At 41.2% G+C, this 13,283-nt stretch carries 17 protein-coding genes and 2 pseudogenes; 4 read left to right on the top strand and 15 right to left on the bottom strand.

Features of this window, described 5'->3' with window-relative positions:
• The 4 genes from AYJ55_RS21980 to AYJ55_RS21965 all read left to right on the top strand — a co-directional run.
• The coding region (locus AYJ55_RS21980; protein ID WP_245677526.1) for a baseplate J/gp47 family protein at positions 1-1,252 on the top strand (1,252 nt) is incomplete at its 5' end.
• Complete coding sequence (locus AYJ55_RS21975; protein ID WP_063656255.1) at positions 1,249-1,896, top strand: baseplate wedge 1 family protein; 648 nt, start codon at positions 1,249-1,251, stop codon at positions 1,894-1,896. The genes AYJ55_RS21980 and AYJ55_RS21975, both read left to right, overlap by 4 nt.
• 29 nt (positions 1,897-1,925) lie before the next feature.
• Positions 1,926-3,230 carry a phage tail protein gene (locus AYJ55_RS30065; protein WP_162505732.1) on the top strand — a complete coding sequence of 435 codons (1,305 nt, stop codon included), beginning with the start codon at positions 1,926-1,928 and terminating at the stop codon, positions 3,228-3,230.
• 10 nt (positions 3,231-3,240) lie between these two features.
• Positions 3,241-3,798 carry a tail fiber assembly protein gene (locus AYJ55_RS21965; RefSeq protein ID WP_063655168.1) on the top strand — a complete coding sequence of 186 codons (558 nt, stop codon included), beginning with the start codon at positions 3,241-3,243 and terminating at the stop codon, positions 3,796-3,798.
• A 56-nt stretch (positions 3,799-3,854) separates the two neighbouring features.
• Here the strand turns inward: AYJ55_RS21965 and AYJ55_RS21960 are convergent, their stop codons facing one another.
• The 15 genes and pseudogenes from AYJ55_RS21960 to AYJ55_RS36505 form a co-directional block, all read right to left on the bottom strand.
• Positions 3,855-4,826 (bottom strand): Rpn family recombination-promoting nuclease/putative transposase, encoded by a 972-nt coding sequence (locus AYJ55_RS21960; RefSeq protein ID WP_063655250.1) that lies wholly within the window; start codon positions 4,824-4,826, stop codon positions 3,855-3,857.
• A gap of 793 nt (positions 4,827-5,619) precedes the next feature.
• On the bottom strand, positions 5,620-6,639 hold the full coding sequence (locus AYJ55_RS21955; RefSeq protein WP_063657408.1) for a tyrosine-type recombinase/integrase: 1,020 nt from the start codon (positions 6,637-6,639) through the stop codon (positions 5,620-5,622).
• The gene (locus tag AYJ55_RS21950) at positions 6,640-6,843 is read right to left on the bottom strand and encodes a DUF4224 domain-containing protein (RefSeq protein ID WP_063657415.1); all 204 of its coding nucleotides are present in this window, start codon (positions 6,841-6,843) and stop codon (positions 6,640-6,642) included.
• 236 nt (positions 6,844-7,079) lie between these two features.
• Positions 7,080-7,247, bottom strand: a complete 168-nt coding sequence (locus AYJ55_RS31235) for a hypothetical protein (RefSeq protein ID WP_187153273.1) — start codon at positions 7,245-7,247, stop codon at positions 7,080-7,082.
• 234 nt (positions 7,248-7,481) lie between these two features.
• Positions 7,482-8,204, bottom strand: a complete 723-nt coding sequence (locus AYJ55_RS21940) for an antA/AntB antirepressor family protein (protein ID WP_063657921.1) — start codon at positions 8,202-8,204, stop codon at positions 7,482-7,484.
• An 84-nt stretch (positions 8,205-8,288) separates the two neighbouring features.
• Entirely contained in the window at positions 8,289-8,495 is a 207-nt protein-coding gene (locus AYJ55_RS21935) for a hypothetical protein (RefSeq protein ID WP_063657919.1), read from the bottom strand.
• 106 nt (positions 8,496-8,601) lie between these two features.
• Complete coding sequence (locus tag AYJ55_RS21930; RefSeq protein ID WP_063657917.1) at positions 8,602-9,039, bottom strand: single-stranded DNA-binding protein; 438 nt, start codon at positions 9,037-9,039, stop codon at positions 8,602-8,604.
• Complete coding sequence (locus AYJ55_RS21925) at positions 8,991-9,647, bottom strand: lambda exonuclease family protein (RefSeq protein ID WP_063657403.1); 657 nt, start codon at positions 9,645-9,647, stop codon at positions 8,991-8,993. The genes AYJ55_RS21930 and AYJ55_RS21925 overlap by 49 nt, the downstream gene beginning before the upstream one ends.
• A gap of 163 nt (positions 9,648-9,810) precedes the next feature.
• Positions 9,811-10,269, bottom strand: a pseudogene (locus AYJ55_RS33990) (Sak single strand annealing protein); the annotation flags it as partial.
• Entirely contained in the window at positions 10,266-10,514 is a 249-nt protein-coding gene (locus AYJ55_RS21920; protein WP_063657401.1) for a hypothetical protein, read from the bottom strand. The pseudogene AYJ55_RS33990 and the gene AYJ55_RS21920, both read right to left, overlap by 4 nt.
• A gap of 147 nt (positions 10,515-10,661) precedes the next feature.
• On the bottom strand, positions 10,662-10,799 hold the full coding sequence (locus tag AYJ55_RS31230) for a hypothetical protein (protein WP_187153132.1): 138 nt from the start codon (positions 10,797-10,799) through the stop codon (positions 10,662-10,664).
• A 62-nt stretch (positions 10,800-10,861) separates the two neighbouring features.
• Positions 10,862-11,620 carry an antA/AntB antirepressor family protein gene (locus AYJ55_RS31225; RefSeq protein ID WP_187153359.1) on the bottom strand — a complete coding sequence of 253 codons (759 nt, stop codon included), beginning with the start codon at positions 11,618-11,620 and terminating at the stop codon, positions 10,862-10,864.
• A gap of 65 nt (positions 11,621-11,685) precedes the next feature.
• Positions 11,686-12,057: a hypothetical protein gene (locus AYJ55_RS33985; RefSeq protein WP_245677525.1), complete on the bottom strand. Its 372-nt coding sequence runs from the start codon at positions 12,055-12,057 to the stop codon at positions 11,686-11,688.
• Positions 12,058-12,153: 96 nt separating this feature from the next.
• Positions 12,154-12,276 (bottom strand): annotated as a pseudogene (locus tag AYJ55_RS36510) (BRO family protein); the annotation flags it as partial.
• A 5-nt stretch (positions 12,277-12,281) separates the two neighbouring features.
• On the bottom strand, positions 12,282-12,443 hold the full coding sequence (locus AYJ55_RS36505; RefSeq protein ID WP_162505817.1) for a BRO family protein: 162 nt from the start codon (positions 12,441-12,443) through the stop codon (positions 12,282-12,284).
• Between the last annotated feature and the right edge of the window lie 840 nt (positions 12,444-13,283).

Here is a 13,283-nt window from a genome sequence, read left to right as displayed (position 1 = left end):
TAACCGATTGGAGGTGATTATTATGACCACAGTGAAAACCGCGGTACCCGATGTCACGATAACCGAAAACGGGGTGTCGGTGCCGGATATCGCGGACGTGCTCGCCGGACGGCTGACGGATTTTGTCGGTATATTGGGCGGCAATGCCAGTCAATCACTGAGCGCCCCCCAAGGACAGATAGCCCAGAGTGAGACCGAAATACTGGCGCAGGTCTACGACAAATTATTATGCCTGTTCAACCAGATTAACCCCGATTTTGCGAGCGGGCGCTTTCAGGATGGAATAGGGCGCATCTATTTTCTCAATCGTATTCCTGGTCAGGGTAGCGTTGTCATGGCCACCTGCACGGGCAAAGTCGGCACCCGTATCCCAGCAGGCAGTACCGCCCAGGATAAGGCCGGTTATTTGTGGCGTTCAGTGAGCGAAGCAACCATCCCTGCCAGCGGCACGGTAAAAATCCCCTTCCAGAACACGACGCATGGCCCCATCGCCTGCGCCACGGGGGAATTAACGCAAATTTTTAGCTCTGTTTCAGGGTGGGACGCCATCACCAATGACACACCGGCCCGTGTCGGGTCACAGGTAGAATCCCGCATTGCCTTTGAAACACGCCGCCGCCAATCAGTGGCGCGCAACGGTCGTAATACCGATGGTGCGATGAAAGCGGCCCTACTGGAAACCCAAGGTGTGACGGATGCGTATGTCTGGTCAAACCGAACAAGGGAGACGGTTACTATCGGCACGACTCTTTATCCGGTTAAACCGCATTCCGTTTTTATTTGTGTGAATGGTGGCAACGATACCGATATCGCCGAGACGATCTTCCAGTATTACAATCCTGGCGCGGACATGAATGGGGATACCACCTTTACTGTTTATGACAAAGAGAACGACTCGCCGCCTTACCCGCAATATGTGATGCAGTGGCAGCGAGCCACCCCATTAAGCGTCTATTTTTCCGTCAACATTGATAAAAGTCTCAATCCTCCCTGTGACATTACCGAGCAAGTTAAAAAAACAGTTATTCGCGTGTTTAATGGCGAGGTAGAAGGTATTCAACGTGCGGGCATAGGGGCAACCCTGAATGTGGGTAAATACTACGCGCCGATTATTGCGATTGAGCCTTATTCGGTGAGTGTCGTATCAGTGATGATATCCCAAGACGGCAAAAACTGGCTGTCTGCGTTAACACCAGGCGTGGCGCAAGTCCCCGTTTTGCAAGCCGATAACATTCACGTGGAGTTAAGATGAGTTGGCAAAAAACGGTGCTAAACCAGTACAGTGCCAGCCAGAAATTGCTGTCTGTCATCGCAACATTCGAGCAGGCGGTGAGTCTGGAGTATTTCACTGACCGGTTTCTTGATGAAGTGTGGGATATCACCACCTGCAACCGCTTTGGTCTGGATATGTGGGGGAAAATCGTCAACATTTCACGTTACATCACGGCGGAAGTCGATAACAGCGCGTTTGGGTTTGCGCAGGCAGACGAAGGAAAAGCGGATTATCCCACCCCGTTCAGTGATGCCCCTTATTACGCGGGTGTGCAGGAAACCAGAAAAATCCGGCTAGCGGACAACGCTTATCGAACCTTGATACTCAGCAAGGCGTTTTCTAACATCAGTATTGCGACTATTCCTGAAATCAATCGCTTCTTACGTTTTCTGTTTAAGGGACGCGGCGAGGCGTTTTGTGTGAATTATCGTGACATGACTATTGGTATTACCACCGCCTTTCCCCTAGAACCCTTTGAATTGGCGGTATTGAGAAACAGCGAGGTCACCCCGTTACCTTCTGGGGTACTGATGAATATCAATCAGGTCGTCGCCCCCTACTTTGGCTTTGCCGAGGATGCCTATCCGTTTAATGAGGGGATGTTTTTTACGGCGGGGCGTTAATCATCCAGTAGAATTTTTTGGAGTATTTTATGAAAAAAACAGACTTGCCCGCTCGTAAACCGGTGCCCTTTGGGGCGAATGGTTCACGGCGTGATTTAACGGCGAAAACGCCAACCGGCAGTAATCAGGCTTCTTATGATGCCGGTTTTCCTCCCATTACCATGACGATTAAAGCCGCAGGCGGCTTGCCCCCTGATGGCCGTGACATGAATCAGGCACTTAACGAACTATACACCGGCTATCGTTGGCATAATGCGGGCGCGGGTTACCCTTTTGATGCCGATTTTGCCACGGCGATTGGTGGTTATCCGGCGGGGGCGAAAGTGCCCAATTCCACGAATGACGGTTTTTGGCTAAATACAATAGACGGGAATACGACCAATCCGGAAGTGTTGGATGCCTCCGCAACAGGGTGGGTACCCGTGAATAGTTACGGCATCACCAGTATAACCGGACTGGAAACCGGCACGATAACCTTGACTACCTTACAGGCCGCAAAAGAAGAACTGGTCTTCAGTGGCAATCTTATTGCTGATACCACCGTAATTTTCCCGCCATGGATAAGAAACTGGACTGTCACCAATCACTGTCAGGGGAATTTCACCCTGACCTGTAAACCCCTGTCAGGGACTGGTGTTGTACTGCCCAGTGGCAGAAATGTTATCCGTTGCGATGGTTCACAGATTATTTTTGCTATCCTCGTTGCGTCGCTCACTCAACACGGTCTCACACGGTTAAGTAGCGCCACTGACAGCAATGATGAAACGCTGGCCGCCACACCCAAAGCCGTCAAAGCCGCTTATGACTTGGCGAAAACCGTAAGTATTGACGGAATTTATCCGGTAGGGATTGTTGTCTGGTTTGCTCAAAATAAAAATCCCAATACCTTATTTCCAAATACAAAATGGCAATACATTGGTGAAAATAAAACCATTCGTTTAGCAAAAGCAGATGGTTCTAATGTATTCACTACCGGAGGCGCTGATGCTATTAAGCTGACAGAAGCCCAATTACCCGCTCACGGGCACACTTTTTCAGCAACAACCAGTAGCTATGATTATGGTACTAAAAATACGAATGCAACGGGTAATCATGCACATAATTTTGCAGGCGTTGTACGTGACCCATGGAATGCAAGAGGCGATGACGGTAATCCTAATCAATGGAAACCAAGGGCTCAAAATACATCACAAGCGGGGAACCACTCACATACTGTTACTATCGGTGCACACACCCATTCTGTTTCAGGTACAACGGGAAAGACGGGAAGTAGTAGCGAAATTAATATAACGAATGCTTTTATTACGCTAATGGGCTGGTACAGAATCAGTTAAGGAATCAAAAATGTTTAGAATTTTTAAAGCCTATACCTACACGAGTGATACACATGAGTTGCTGGGTCCTTGCGATGCTTACACGGATGAAACTCATGACATACTGCCTTTTCATACTGAGAAAAAACCAATTGACAAAAAGGAAGGTTTCGCTGTTGTTTTTAATGAACAAAATCAGGAATGGGAATATCAGGAAGATCATCGCGGTTTGGTTTTGTTTGATACGAAAAGCCGTCAATCTGTCACCCTTGAAAAATTAGGTAAGGTACCGGAATATTTAACATCATTAGCCCCTCAAAGCGAATATGATGTTTGGGATGGTGAAAAGTGGGTCAAGGATGCAGAAGCTGAAAAATTAGCAGAAAGACAAAAATTAGAAGGCATCAAACAACAAAAATTATATGATGCCACTCGTGAAATTGCACCCCTTCAAGATGCAGTCGATTTAGAAATGGCCACCGAAGACGAGAAAAAACGACTGATAGCCTGGAAAAAATATCGGGTTTTTGTGAACCGTACGGATGTTTCAGCTGCACCCGATATTGACTGGCCGAAAAAACCGGATTGACAGATTTTGAGAAGAACCCAAATCTGACACTCGAATGATTGAGTTAGGTTCCGGTGTCAGGTTAACTGATTTAATTCCTCATCAGACAGACCTGTAGAGAATTTGATGATTTCTTTTTCAACGCCTTTCTCAAGAAGTTGGCGCGCTATCTTCATGGAAGCCTGTTTTTCGCCCTCAACTTTCCCTTGTTGTATACCTTGTTGCATACCTTGTTGTATACCTTGTTGTATGCCTTGTTGTATGCCTTGTTGTATGCCTTGTTGTATGCCTTCTTCTCGTATACCTTGTGCAATATTCATCAATGCCCCCTCATGTTTCTCTGTCTGTCTGGCTATCTCTTTGATTAACTTTGCTGGTTGCTCAGCATTGCCTTCTTGGATTAGATAGTTAAACATAGTAATAACTTGATTATCAGTATAATAATTATACGACAACAGTTTAACAATACTATTCAGTAGCTCGGCCATATCCCGTCTTCGAATGTGTTTTTGGATAAGCTCCAATAACGCCATTCGCTTATGTTGCATAATCTCACCGTCATCAAGCGTGGTGACATCGACTAGCTTAAACGGTTTGGTGTATATCTTTTCCGCAATATCTCTGCCACTAAAGCAGTCTAGCCAGTCAGTACTGTAAGGATGAGGAGTTTGTTCGCCACAATAAAACAGAATAGGAAAAACGATAGGAAGTTCTTTGTGTCCGGCTTCTAAATGCTTCTGCATGGCTGCCATGCTATAGCGCATTAATCGCCAAGCCATGAGTTTATCCGGTGTTGACTGGTGCTCAATCAGCAGATAGAGATAACCTTGTCCCTGCTGGGTATTGACAGAATACAGGATATCACTCTGATAGCTTTTCATCTCACTATCGACGAATGAGCCAGATTCCACTTTGAGGCTATCCAAATCACACAATGCTTTAATCTCATCCGGTAGCCAGATATCAAAGAAATCTTTAGCGGTCTCTTTTTCACTTAAAAACTGCTTAAATACCGCATCATGGGGCGTTGGGGTGAATTTTTTACTCATCCGATTTCTTTCACAGTTGTTAACATCCCGTTGCGTTATTGAAAACAAATAAGGTACATTGAGTACGCTATTTATTTCATCACAACCCAGCTTTAGCAAGGAGACGCCTCTACTTGCTCAGGGGCATTTTTCTTAATGACTCGGGCTAAATCGGTATGGACTTCGTTTCTCAAGCACCGCGCCTGTCTCTTTGGCTTTTTTTTTCCGCTTCAAAAAACCCGTGGACAATTTCATCGTTGGGATACTCAGTCCCACTTAATGGCACCATATTAGCAGCGCTGGAGGAAGTTGTTAACTATTAGTTGTTGGTTGCATGTAAGTGGATTTGTGTAAGTCCGGCTAAACGAATAATTGACTATTTTGAATTGTGAGTAATTTTAGACATAACAATTTCTCCGTAGTTAAACGAATGGTTACGGTGGTTTTGTTCAGCTTTTTATTAAACAGATTTAATAAATACTTAAGATGTGGGTATAGAATTTAAGCGTTGATTTTTTCGCTATATTAAGTATATAGTTAGTGGTAATTAATTGATTTTTCTAGGCCGTAGATATAAGTTATATAGCGAAAAGTGAGCGTAACTACTTGATAAATAAGTAAATAACAATGATTTTAAAATCCCTCAGCCTTAAGGCTGTGCGGGTTCAAGTCCCGCCCTGGGCACCATAAAATTTTTCATTATTTATCAATAAGTTAAGTGGTGAAAACTTAGTCTCTTAAGAGTAAATTTTTGTGACTAAAATCACGTTTCACTATATTTTCGCTATATAATTTCACTATATTTTTGATTTAATCATTGCTTTTTCTGACCTCCAACAACAGGGACAACATTAATTTTTCTATCGTATCTTGCGGTTTGAGAAATGTTTTTATGACCAGATATTGTTTGTTTTTCAGATAAAGAACCATCAAGATCTGAAACACCTTTTGCTTTTAAATCGTGAAAAGTAAAATCAAAGTTTAAGTGTGGAAATTTAATTTTGGCTTCTTCTTTTGCTTTCCTCCATCGGCTATTGAAACCATCACGAGTGTACCCAGATCCACTTTGTTGATGCAGAACATATATACTGCTAATTCCTTTGTCTAAAGGTAAAGTATGACTTAACTCTATGGCTGCATGTAAACGATCTGTCCATGCTTTTATCTGTGCGATCCCTGTTTTACCTTGCTTAATAAATATGCCGTCATTAGATAGCTGAGAATAAGTTAAAGATAAAATATCTGCTTGCCTAGCAAGGCAAAGATAGGCAAGCTCCATCGCAATTTTTACTACAATTGGTGATATAGAATAAAGTGCATTATATTCTTTGTCGCTAATGTAGCGATCTCTAGCTTTTTCTTTGAATTGCCTTACTCCCTTACATGGGTTTATTTTGACTAATCCTCGCTCATAGCCCCACCCAAAAACACGTGACAATAATGTCTTTTCTCTGTTAGCCTGAGTTTTACTCTTTAGACCTCTTTTGTCCATATACTTACGAATGTGTTCTGGCTTTATATTGTCAGGTAACATTTTTCCAAACACAGGCATTAACTTATTGGCATATTTCCTATAATCTTTTTGCGTTTCACCTGATAAATTAAGAAAGTCAGGGGAATTGAAAAATGCATTAAATAAAGCTGCAAGTGTTTCTTCATTTTTGTATGATAGCAATAATTTTTCGTATGCAACCCACACCTCGGCTTGAGTAAAAGAAAAATCACATAATCGAATTGTCCTTCCATCTGGAGTCAAAAACTCAAATGCTGATTTTCCTCTTCTCACTCTTGAAGGCATCCAATTATCAGCCGGATTTTTTCTTTTTCTAGCCATTTAGATTGCTCCGAAATCTGGTTTTTCAGCAAAGTTAATACCCGTTGCTTTTGAAAGTCGTTTATTGAAATGTTCCCATGTCGTTTTGGGTCGACCATCAGGCCGCTTAATGAAAAAGATTCCCGCTTCTTCTAAAACTTTGCATTGTTTGGATGGTTTTTGGTAACCTGTTAGTTCTTTCATCTGTTCATCTGTAATGAACATAGAATTATTATTCACGTTTATGTCCTCATTTAAAAACTCACACTATTTTCAGGCGCTTCATTGCCCCACAAAAATCAATAGCGAAGCCATGAATGGTTATCTTCGTCTTTTGTTAGGTTAGGGATATAATTTGTGGGGTAGAGTATTAGGATTTATTTGCTGCGTTGTTTGATGCTTTTTTTGGTATTGCCAAGGTGGGTCTGCGAGTATCAGGTCATACTTCACTTCATCTCCTGTTAAATATACCAGCTTTTACTTTTATGTAAGTCGTCTATTTTTTCTAAGACAGTGATTTTATTACCGCCATTTCCGGTTAATATTCCGCTTTCTCCATCGGTATCGAATTGATATATCAATCCTTTGTTTGTTAATTTTTTTTCCTTCAATCTAATTATTTTCATCACCTCACAATGATAAATAACCTGCATCCCTGCTTTGACATGATGTAACGTTGTTCGGTATTCATGGATGTTATTCATAGGATTACTCCGGTTATTGATTACATAAATGTAAATGTTGATCAAAACATTAATTTTTATAAGGTTATTTATGGTAGTATTGTTAACGTTGTGTGTTTGTTAACAGTAACATTTTACCTGGTGTTGGCCAGCCTTGCGCTGGTCTTTTTATTGCTTGTATTATTCACTAATAAGAACGGATAATTTTCCAAGTCCTTTTGGCGTAATTCTTACCTGTTCAGTTAACTTTTCCGAACCGTCATTTCTAGCAACGACAGTCACTTTATGCTCGATTAAATCCTGCTTGATTTTATCCTGATAGCCAACCCAACTTTTTCCACCAACACGCCGATAAATCCAATCATGTCCTTGTAACCATGAAAAAAGTGCTTTGGGTTTCATTTGGAGTGATTTTGCCGCATCAGTAATACAAAGCGAGCCTTCTGAATAGCTGATTCGTTTTAGTGCTTCAACTTGCGGTTTCATCTCATCGACTTTGTGTTCAAGCGCAATAACTTTTTCGGTGTAATTAAGCAACAATCCTCTCATCGCTGATGGGTCATTTAATATCTTAACCGGACTAACGGCTTCTAATGCTTTTCTTTCACATTCAATAAAGTAAAGTCTTGCCTGTTTCCCTTTTTCGTTGCGCTCAACCATGGATAACTCTTTCGCCATGTTGATAGAGATTGCATATTCTATAGACGGTCTACCTTTTGCGGTTTTTTCCGCAAAAGTCACGAAGTCCTCATTTTCAATGAATCCATATTTTTCAATGCGACCTTTTATCCAATCTTTAAAATGGTTTTTTACCCCTAAAAACGCATGTAAATCACGAGCATTTACCGTTTGGATTAATTCGCCATTGATATTTTTTGTTTCAATATTGATTAAATTTTGCATAAAAGTATCCCTCAAAGTTAATTGATGAATGAGTATTAATTAAGTGGAATAAGCTAGGTGGGGTAATGACTTCTTGTTTTGCAACTATTTCTTCAAGGTATCAAGGAATACCCCCAAATAGACCATAAGTGCTGGTACTATCATGATGCCGATAACCAGTAGTTCTTGCCCGCCTAAATGGATATTGCCTAATTCGCCACGTTTAAACCTGATTTGTGGGTCAATGACGGCATCGGCATGTGCAAGATGTCCAACTATCAGTTCGAAGGCGAACGCTGCGCTGATAAACAATAATGTCGTGATTAATCATTTGATGATGTGAAGTTTCATTGCTTAACCTCCGATATAATTAGTGTACATGGCTAAAATTAAAATCCACATGGTGGGTCTCCTGTGACTAAAAGGGGATAGAATCATCAAAATCGGGCTCGATAATTGTGTTACTGTTTGGCTGGTTAGTGGTTGGCACATTCGGTCTACTTTGACTTTCCTGCGGTTTTCTTTCCTTCTGGTTGCCCAATATTTCAACGTCATTGACTAAAAATTCGGGTGATATCCTTTGCTGACCGGATTTATCCGTCCATTTATTTTCCTGATAGACCGTGGTAACACGAACAAAAGTGCCTTTTTGTGCATGATTATTGATATATTCCGCTATTTGCTTAAATGCCTTGCAATTTATCCATGTGGTCTCATCAATCCATTGACCTCTGTTGTCTTTTCTTGATTTGCTGATAGCGATTGAGAATGCTGTGATGGGAATTTTATCCTGGGTATAGCGGATTTCTAATTTGCCGATGCGTCCGGTAAAGTTACACTGGTTGTGGTTTGCCATGTTGCCTCCGCTTTTTGATTAATTTTGTTGATTTCTGATTTCAGCTTTTCGATAAATGCTTGAACGGCTTGTTCAATTTCGTTAACCAGATTGTCATCCTTGATAATCCGGATTTTGTAGTAGGCAAGGTTAGGGGGAAGTCTGTCATCATAGCTGACAAAATCGCACCAGTTTCTGCCTGTGCACATCATTTGGCCGTGCATTTGTAACAGGTATTCGTATTTCGGTTTTCCTGTGACAATGGTTTCAATGTGGGTAGTGGTGTTGGGGCATTTGATTTCGATAAGTCCATCATCATTAACCAAACCATCAGGACTTGCCCCAAATAGCGCAATAGACGGGTGGGGGATAAAGCCCACTTCGGTGACCGTGACATCAAACTCATTGAGGCAATATCGCGCTCTAGCTTGTGGTTCAAGGGCAATGCCCCGTTCAATGGCCTGATTGGTTTTAATTTCTTCTCGTCGTCCGGTAAGGGTTTCACAAACTAATTGCATGAGGTAGTTTCGTTGCGTTGTTCCCCTGCCTTTGGATAACACCTTGTGTAAATTGCTGGCGGTGACTTTCCCAAGTCTTGCCTGAAACCATTCGTCCGTTTTCTGCTTCATGATTAGCCTCGTTTTTCATTGCAATATTGCGATAAATAGCCATTTTATTTTCTTCGCCAATGATATCCGTCTCTTCTGGTGTTAATTTCAGCCAATGGGATTTCATTGATTCAATACCGCCTTTTGCTGATGTTTCTAATTCCTGGATTAATTGTTCGTAACGGGCTTTTTGTTGTGCGGCTTCTTTCTGTATTACAATTTTTTCCTGTTCAGGCAAGTCTTCTCCGGCATAGATATAAAATCCTAATCCAAACATTGAAATAGCCTTGGTGAGACAGCGCATGAGCGTTTTATTGATATCAACGGCATTAGGGTTAGAAATAGCCTGATTCCGGTAATCCATAACGGGTAACCACATTTTTCGGGGAAACTCATTATTTCCTTGTTTAACCGTGAGTGTTAACGACACCATCGCACTGCCATCATTGTTATAGCTAATGGCATCAATGACATAGTAGGATTCTGGGTAATGTGCCATTAATACGCCCCATGCCCAAGCCCATGAGAGATAAGAAAGGCCGTTTTTCTTTTCAACTTTATCGTTAACATTAATCACCGACAGCGTTTCCCAAACCTGTTGTTGAAAACTTCTCTCTTTTTCGGTATGTTGTGTTTCGCTCATAGATATTTCCTCTTAGGTGCTTGAAGTGCTTTGTACTGATGGATGTTCTCATTTTTGAAATGGTTAAACAGCGCCTTCCAGATATCGTCAAAATCCTCAATACTGAGTTTTCGCATCACTGAGGAAGGTAGGCAGTCATAAACAGGCTGGACAAGTTCGCTGATTTCGTCGTCCAGCCTGTCTTCCCAATAAGCAATTTCTTGCTGTTGTTCGTACCAGTAATCTTGCATGGCGTAAGGGTTCATTTGACCTCCTCGAACTGAAATAGCATCCTGTTTTTTCTGGTTTTAATCTCCGCGACTAATAACTCGATTTCATTTTGTGAAAAGGACGAATCCAGTAGCAGAGTGATAATTTTTTCTTTAAGATGGCGTTTTTTCGCCTTTTCAGATTTAAGGGGCATGATGATTTTTTCCATAAGCTTTTAGTTGCAGTGATAAAGCGATTAGCCATATATCTTGTCGTTGGGTATCAATCGCTAACTTTGCTGCCTGTCTTGCCAGCGCTAGCAGGATGTTGTCTTTGTTCATCGTTACCCCTTATGCCACCTGACTATATTTGTCGTGAGTGAATTCGCCGTTCCAGTCTTTCTTCATCGGTAGCTTACTTTTGAGGTATTGGTTATATAGCCATGAAGCCCCTTTTTTAGCAGAACGATTTTATAACACTGGCGTTTCCCGTAATCGTTTGTCATGATGAAGGGTGATTCGGTTAGATAGGTATCTCTCGCATAAGAATGAACACGCCAGACATGAGCCTTGCTGATATCCTTTTCTGCATCGTAGAGAAAATGACGCGATTCCAGAAAAAGGTTGACCTGGTTAATATTTACGCCATTAAGCTGCTTGCAGAATTGAACAGGTGTCATACCAATCTGAAACAGGTTTTTTAGGCTATCGATTTCGGTTTCAAGCTGTTGAACCTGTACCCCTAACAGTTGAACTTTTTTATGCTGCTCAGCCCATGCAATGGCTGATTCAGCAGGGTCAAGGAAATTAGGTAAGCCTAAAGTTGTTGGGTTATTGGGTAATTGTGATTGTAAAATTCGTCTTTCGCATTCAATGAAGTACTGTCTGGCCTGTTTACCTTTTTCATTGCGCTCAACCATTGATAGCTCTTTTGCCATATCGAGTGAAATGTGATAGTCAACTCTTGAGCCACCGCCTACTAAATTTTTAGTAAGCGTTATAAAATCTAAGTTTTCTATGAAGTTATATTCTCTAATCCGATTTTTTATCCAGTCATTAAATCTGGATTTAATCTCTAAAAACGCATGTAAATCACGGGCATTAACAGTTTGGATTAATCCGCCGTTAATGTTTTTTGTTTCGATATTTATTAAATTTTGCATAAGGGTATCCTTCAATAGTTAAATTGATGAATGATTGCCCCTGTAAAAAGGGGCGTTAAGATTATTTAGTTACGTTGGAGGAAGCGATTAACGTTCGCTTGTTGCCATTTTTCAAGGGATTGTGTCATGACGCTATCATGTTCGTGAGTACTGGCTTCTAACAGTTGCTGCATTTCACGAAGGACGATCTCGACATTTTCCTTATGGCGGAGTAGACGACGAATGGCTTGTTTTTCAGCATCGAAGATAGCTGATTTGAGCGTGTCAGTAATGCCGTAAATCCGTCGGCATTCTTCTGCAATTATTGCGATTTGATTAACCTCGAAGTGCTGAGGCGATACGATTCCTGTCGCATGACGTAGCGCATACCAGATACCTTGCGTCCATGCCCTCTCAAATCTAAATCCATTCGCCATGCTCCAGACAAGATGAGCCAAATTGCGAGTATCGTTATCATTTAAGAGTTCTGGTGCTTCGGGTCTGGGCTGAGGATGCTCATATTTGCCAGTTTTTCGGATAGACGGTAAAACTTCATTAAATACCCAATCTTGAAATTGTTTTGCTTCCAGCTTATTGCTACGGAAAATAACACGATAAAGATTAGGTTCGTTTACAAAGGCAAATTGCCGTCTCTGCCCATCTGACCTAAGGTAGATTTTTTCTACCCAGCTTTATCTAACTGTTTTGAAAGCAAATCACTTGAGTTTATGACTGTCAAAGCTTTACAAACATCATTAAGGCAGAACCATGGTTCAGAATTAATAATCTGTACACGCACATCGTAGATATTGTTAAAATAAAATGATCTGAGTTGAGTATTCATTTTTACATCCTATATCAATTGTTCAATATCACCCATTGTTCGGATGGGCGGTCGGGTACTTGAACACCGGATATAGACGGCCAACAGTTTTCCCCAATAGGGTGTTGTATATACTGTTCGCTACCCGACCATAACAATCTATGGACGTAAAAAAACCGCATTACTTTCGGGAGCGGTATCCGCTATATCAAAAGGTGTGTTCAGCACTTAATATAGAATATAGCGCATGATTTCTTCTTTCGTCAATGGGTATTTAAAATGTCAATGTTTTACTATGCTGCTGTAATCCCGTTCACCATCACGCTTAGCAATCGTGGGAATTGGTTATCGTAGAATATTTTCTATGCTATGTACTGACCAATTTATTTGTCGCGTTAATTATTTTCAGAAGGCTTGAGCTTCAGCTCTGTTTTTGCAAAATCCAGTAATATAAGTCCCGCATTAATCTTATCGGTAACTCTTGTTGATGAGTTATTACGTTATAATTACAAGCGGTTGTTGCTCTATTTTTTTTCTATAATTGTTTCTTTTTTGAGCCACGTAGCGTAACGGATAGCTAATGTTTCTACAGCCCAAATTCCTGATTCAATACCACCATGCATTATTTGTACTGAATTTTACCTAAGATTTTTATTACTTTAGAAATACCTTTACTTTTAATAAAAGCAGATGGCCGCTGAGACTCAGTTGCTTACCTTGTGCAACTTGCCACACGGTGTAAATCATTCAGACAATAACGCCCGAAGCATCTTGACGGACAACGGTATTTCAATAACAATAATTTAGACATAAAAAATATTTTCTCCGTAATGAAACGAATTAAGGTATTAACGTGAAAGA

This window comes from Candidatus Arsenophonus triatominarum, assembly GCF_001640365.1.
Classification (GTDB): Bacteria; Pseudomonadota; Gammaproteobacteria; order Enterobacterales; family Enterobacteriaceae; genus Arsenophonus; species Arsenophonus triatominarum.
Note: the sequence above shows the minus strand (reverse complement) of the source record. Positions and strands in the feature narration are given on the sequence as shown.

Bases quoted from the DNA above. Each gene is read 5' to 3' on its own strand.
- AYJ55_RS21955 (WP_063657408.1), bottom strand. From the start codon at position 6,639: ATGGCTAGAAAAAGAAAAAATCCGGCTGATAATTGGATGCCTTCAAGA.
- AYJ55_RS36505 (WP_162505817.1), bottom strand. From the start codon at position 12,443: ATGAATACTCAACTCAGATCATTTTATTTTAACAATATCTACGATGTG.
- AYJ55_RS21960 (WP_063655250.1), bottom strand. From the start codon at position 4,826: ATGAGTAAAAAATTCACCCCAACGCCCCATGATGCGGTATTTAAGCAG.
- AYJ55_RS21975 (WP_063656255.1), top strand. From the start codon at position 1,249: ATGAGTTGGCAAAAAACGGTGCTAAACCAGTACAGTGCCAGCCAGAAA.
- AYJ55_RS31225 (WP_187153359.1), bottom strand. From the start codon at position 11,620: ATGCAAAATTTAATAAATATCGAAACAAAAAACATTAACGGCGGATTA.
- AYJ55_RS21925 (WP_063657403.1), bottom strand. From the start codon at position 9,647: ATGAAGCAGAAAACGGACGAATGGTTTCAGGCAAGACTTGGGAAAGTC.
- AYJ55_RS21930 (WP_063657917.1), bottom strand. From the start codon at position 9,039: ATGGCAAACCACAACCAGTGTAACTTTACCGGACGCATCGGCAAATTA.
- AYJ55_RS21950 (WP_063657415.1), bottom strand. From the start codon at position 6,843: ATGTTCATTACAGATGAACAGATGAAAGAACTAACAGGTTACCAAAAA.
- AYJ55_RS21920 (WP_063657401.1), bottom strand. From the start codon at position 10,514: ATGAACCCTTACGCCATGCAAGATTACTGGTACGAACAACAGCAAGAA.
- AYJ55_RS30065 (WP_162505732.1), top strand. From the start codon at position 1,926: ATGAAAAAAACAGACTTGCCCGCTCGTAAACCGGTGCCCTTTGGGGCG.
- AYJ55_RS31230 (WP_187153132.1), bottom strand. From the start codon at position 10,799: ATGAACAAAGACAACATCCTGCTAGCGCTGGCAAGACAGGCAGCAAAG.
- AYJ55_RS21965 (WP_063655168.1), top strand. From the start codon at position 3,241: ATGTTTAGAATTTTTAAAGCCTATACCTACACGAGTGATACACATGAG.
- AYJ55_RS21940 (WP_063657921.1), bottom strand. From the start codon at position 8,204: ATGCAAAATTTAATCAATATTGAAACAAAAAATATCAATGGCGAATTA.